The sequence below is a fragment of the Nitrospira sp. BLG_2 genome (assembly GCF_049222245.1).
Map to the genome: position 1 here is coordinate 1 of NZ_JBLYIG010000333.1, position 4,616 is coordinate 4,616.

At 56.3% G+C, this 4,616-nt stretch carries 4 protein-coding genes; 3 read left to right on the forward strand and 1 reads right to left on the reverse strand.

Annotation, left to right across the window (positions count from 1 at the left end):
- Both ACOSYY_RS09200 and ACOSYY_RS09205 read left to right on the forward strand, forming a co-directional pair.
- Positions 1-91: cold shock domain-containing protein (locus ACOSYY_RS09200; protein ID WP_421661975.1), on the forward strand; the 91-nt coding region annotated here is incomplete at its 5' end.
- Between the two features lie 156 nt (positions 92-247).
- Entirely contained in the window at positions 248-2,158 is a 1,911-nt protein-coding gene (locus ACOSYY_RS09205; RefSeq protein WP_421661972.1) for a tetratricopeptide repeat protein, read from the forward strand.
- A 20-nt stretch (positions 2,159-2,178) separates the two neighbouring features.
- Here the strand turns inward: ACOSYY_RS09205 and ACOSYY_RS09210 are convergent, their stop codons facing one another.
- Positions 2,179-3,141 carry a 2-hydroxyacid dehydrogenase gene (locus tag ACOSYY_RS09210; protein ID WP_421661973.1) on the reverse strand — a complete coding sequence of 321 codons (963 nt, stop codon included), beginning with the start codon at positions 3,139-3,141 and terminating at the stop codon, positions 2,179-2,181.
- Between the two features lie 268 nt (positions 3,142-3,409).
- Between ACOSYY_RS09210 and ACOSYY_RS09215 the strand changes: the two genes are divergently transcribed.
- A partial coding sequence (locus tag ACOSYY_RS09215) for an FAD-binding oxidoreductase (RefSeq protein WP_421661974.1) occupies positions 3,410-4,616 on the forward strand: 1,207 nt, incomplete at its 3' end.

The window sequence follows — 4,616 nt, forward strand, 5'->3', positions numbered from 1 at the left end:
GGAAGGGGAAAACGTCGAGTTTGATATCATACAAGGAGCCAAGGGTCCTCAAGCGGCCAATGTGCTCAAGTCAGCGATCGCCGCGTCCTAAGTCGTAACATCTTCGTGTGGCTCGGTAGAAGGGCCGATTCTCCGGTGGGAGGTCGGCGCTTCTGTCGGCGTGTTTTATTGTCTGATTCTGCCATTTTCTAGACAAAACCCATTGATACTGTTAGCGTTTAGCTGTTCTGTTCGTGGAGGTATCGTTGTGCCTTCCGATCGAAGTCGCGTTCTTCAACAAGCTCAGCTTCTGGCGTCTCGTGGGCAGTACGAGGCGGCCATAGCCGAATGGAAGAAGTTGGTTACGGAAACTCCTGCCGACGGCACCATCCATAATACCATCGGTGATTGGCAATTGAAGCGAAACGCTCCAGGGGAAGCCGCCTCTGCGTTCTTGCAAGCGGCCTCGGCCTTCCGAACGGAAGGCGCCACCCTTAAGGCCATTGCGGCCTATAAAAAAGCCCTTAAATGCGATCCTTCTCGATACGAAGTCTATCGTCACCTTGGAGATCTGAATATTGAACGCGGACTCATCAGCAGCGCCATCCAGGACTACCTCACCTTAGGGAAATACTATCTGAAGGAGCGTCGAGGAAAAGACGCGCTTGAAATCTACAAGAAGATCGTTCTCCAGGATCCATCGAATCTTAACGCGCAACAGCGCGTCGCCGAACTCTGTGTCCAGGAAAACCAGCAGGATGAAGCAACCACAGTGTATCTCCAATTGGGCCGTGAGCGATCTGCACAAGGGCGGTACGATGAGGCGAAAGATGCGTATCTCGCCGTACTCAGAATCGATTCCGCGAATAACGAGGCAGCCCAATTCGTGGAGAGCATGAAGAAAAGCGGAACCGGATCGATCAAAGCGGTCAAACCAGGATCCACCGCGCCGGCGCAAAAACCATCCGAACCGGTCGACTTGCTGGCTGAAGCCGTTCGTCGCATTGACGAAAGGCAGTATGCCGGCGCAGAAGCGATCCTGAACCAAATGCTCACACGGGAACCAGGAAACCCACAAGTCTGTCAACTCCTGGCTCGGCTGCACTTGCAACGCGGGGATGTGCAAGTAGCGCTCGGGGAATATCGCTTCTTGGCGGGAGCAGCATTGAGGGCGCATGACCTGGCGCTTGCTGAGTCGCTGATCCAGGAGTTCTTGTCCGCTGATCCGAACTCCGTCCCCTTGCTCGAACTGAACGGGGAACTGCACGAAGAGAAAGGCGATGGCGGTGGAGCCGCGGTACAGTATGCGAAGGCCATCGAGCTCTTGCTGGAACATCCCGAGCCCGGCATGGAAAATCTGCACGAAGATCTCTTCGAAAAGGTACGATCGCTGTCCAGTGATGAAGCCTTGGTGAATCGACTGGCGGCAAGAATAAAGGGAGGATCAACGAGCGAGCAGAGCACGTCTGTTCTGAACGGGTCTGTACCGGAAGCGCCGTTGGAACTGATATCGTCCTCAGAGGCGAGTGATGAATCTTTGCCGCTCGATTCGGAAACTATCCACACAACTAGTCCATGTGATCGGACTCAGGAAGACACGGAATTCTCGTCGGATGCGGCAGCGGACCATGGCAACCCTCTTGACGGAATCAGCAGGGCGCAACACGACGAAGACCCAGCTGCGCCTGTTCCGAATTCACCGGCGCCCGTCGTCGTTCAGGCTTCTGGGGAATCGGCCGCTTCCGACGAACCGTCGGCTCTTCCAAAGGAGGCAACAACGGAGCCTCTACTTGACTACGAGACGCATTATGCCTTGGGTGTGGCGTACAAAAATATGGGATTGTACGAAGAAGCAAAAGAAGAGTTTCAGATGTCGCTGAATAGTGATTCGTTTTATCTCGATTCGGCGCTGATGACTGCGGTCTGTCTCAAAGAAGAGCGGCATATCACCCGTGCGATTCGCGAGTTGGAAACCGTCTTGGTCGATCCACGGTGCCAAGGTGCGAAGGCGCAAGCCATTCGCTATGAGTTAGGTTTACTCTATGAAGCGGAGGAGCAGTGGGAGAAGGCCGCCGACGCATTTGAGTCTATTCCTTCGTTCCATGACGTCCCGCAGCGACTGACAGCTATAAAGGGACGACAGGTGGGAAGGGAAGTCGCTTTTCGGTATGCATCGTAGGTCCCCGCCACATTTGTCTGTCATATCTTGGTCACCCGATTCGGCGCCGGTCGGCCTCCCAACACAGCAGCAATATTGTCGAGGCAGATAAGTCCCATACAGACACGGGTCTCGAGGGTGGCTGATCCCAGGTGAGGAAGAAGGACCACGTTAGGCAGCGACATCAACCTGGCAGGAACAACCGGTTCTTGCTCGTAGACGTCCAGTCCTGCTCCCGCGATGGTGTGTGCCTCAAGTGCCGATATCAAAGCGGCTTCGTCGATGACCGGGCCGCGCGACGTGTTGATGAGAAATGCCGTCGGCCTCATGAGGGAAAGCCTGCGCCGGTCAATGAGATGGCGAGTGGCCTCGGTGAGAGGGACATGGAGTGAAATAAAATCAGACTCCGCGAGTACTTCATCGTGGGTGCGCCATATCCATGAGACGCCGGGCGGGCCGGATACGCTGCGGCGGCCTGCATAGATCACGGGCATCTGAAACCCTGCCGCCCGTTGCGCGACCGCCTGCCCGATCCGACCCATGCCGATGATCCCCAGCGTCTTCCCTGACACGTCGGCGCCCAGCATCTGTGTCGGGGTCCATCCCGGCCAATGACCGGTTCGAACCCAGGTATCTCCTTCAACGACCCGCCTCGTCAGCGCAAGCAACAGAGCCCAGGTCAGGTCAGCGGTGGCATCGGTCAGCACGTCCGGTGTATTGGTCACGATGATGCCGCGCTGAGCCGCGGCAGCAAGATCGATGTTATTGTAGCCTACCGCATAATTGGCGATGATTTTCAATTTCGTCGCGTGGGACAGCACTACGGCATCGATACGATCCGTCAGCGTACAGATGACCGCCTGAGCTTCGGCAAAACCATGGAGCAGCTCCTTTTCCGTCGGTGGCCGATCTGTCGGTTCAGTCAGCATCCGATACTGTTGGGAGATTGCGTCCAACACCGGTTGAGGCAACAGACGGGTGATGTATACAGTCGGACGCTCCATGTGCATATCCATTGTAGGAGAATTCATAGGTGACCGACAACGACTCTAGCCCACATTATTCATGACGGTTCGTAACGAAACCGCCAAGAAGCCACCAAGGCCTACCTAAAACAATACGTCGAGGTCACGAAGGACGAGTCCGTCCACCGCTGGCGCGAACTTGCGGCCTGGCTTGTCGCAGCGGTGTATGGGCGTTCGCAATAGAAGCATCGTGAATAATGTGGGCTAGTTCTTCGAGGAGTCCGCAAGCTAAGATATACGACGGTCTATGACAGCCTCATCGACATTGATCTTGCCGACGAGAACTCACGCAGTCGCTCAAGATCTTCGCGCTCTCCTGGGGACAAATAAAGTCAAAGACGACACGCCCACGATCACGGCCTATGCTGTCGATGCCAGTATGTATCGTATTCCTCCGCAGGCGGTGGTCCTTGTTGAATCAGAAGACGACATCGCGGCTACCGTCGCCTATGCGGTAACACGCGGCATTCCCCTTACGCCTCGGGCAGCCGGGACGAATTTGACCGGTTCTGCCATCGGCTCTGGCATCATTCTTGACGTGTCTCGTCTGAATCGGATCCTTGAAGTGAATCGGGAAGAGAGATGGGCACGGGTCCAGCCGGGAATCGTGCTGGCTGAATTGAACAAGCGGCTCAGCGCGCAGGGGCTGCTGTTCGGACCGGACCCGTCGAGCGGGGACATGTGCAAGCTGGGCGGCATGGTCGCCAATAATTCCTCGGGGCCGCACACTCTTCGCTATGGGTCGGTAAAGGACAATGTTCAAAGTCTCCGGCTGTGCCTACCTTCGTCGTCTTGGATCGAGGCACGAGCCTACGCTCTCAATGATCCGGCGCTCGAGCGTCTGCTGACGACCGTGCCGGCATTTCGTGACATCATGGCGTTGACGAGAACCCATGCGGATCTCATCGCCGCGAAGCGGCCCACGGTCAGCAAGAACAGCTGCGGATACAATTTGTTCGCATTAGCCGACGGGTTAACGCGCGGGTTTTTCGACCTCCCGAAGCTATTTGTCGGCAGCGAAGGGACACTGGGCGTGATGAGTGAAGCCAAGCTCACGTTGGTCGATAAACCCAAGGCCACCATGACTGCACTCATTCATTTCCAGAGGCTCGAAGAAGTCGGCGAGGCCGTGCCTAGGATCCTGACGCTTCAGCCAAGTGCCTTAGAGGTCATGGATGCCAATACGCTCAACTTGATCGGCCGTGGGAAGCATGGCATTCCGGCTGATGCGGCGGCCACGTTGCTGGTCGAGCTGGATGTTGATTCACCCGAGACCGATCTCCGTGAGCGGGCTGACGCCATGGCCGCCGTTTGTCGGCCTTATAAGTTGGCGTCGGAACCGACACTCGCGTTCGATGCCGAACGTCGGGAGCAACTCTGGAAAGCAAGGAAGGCGCTCTATCCGACGCTCTATCGATTCGATCCGAAGAAGAAGCCCATCAATTTTGTCGATG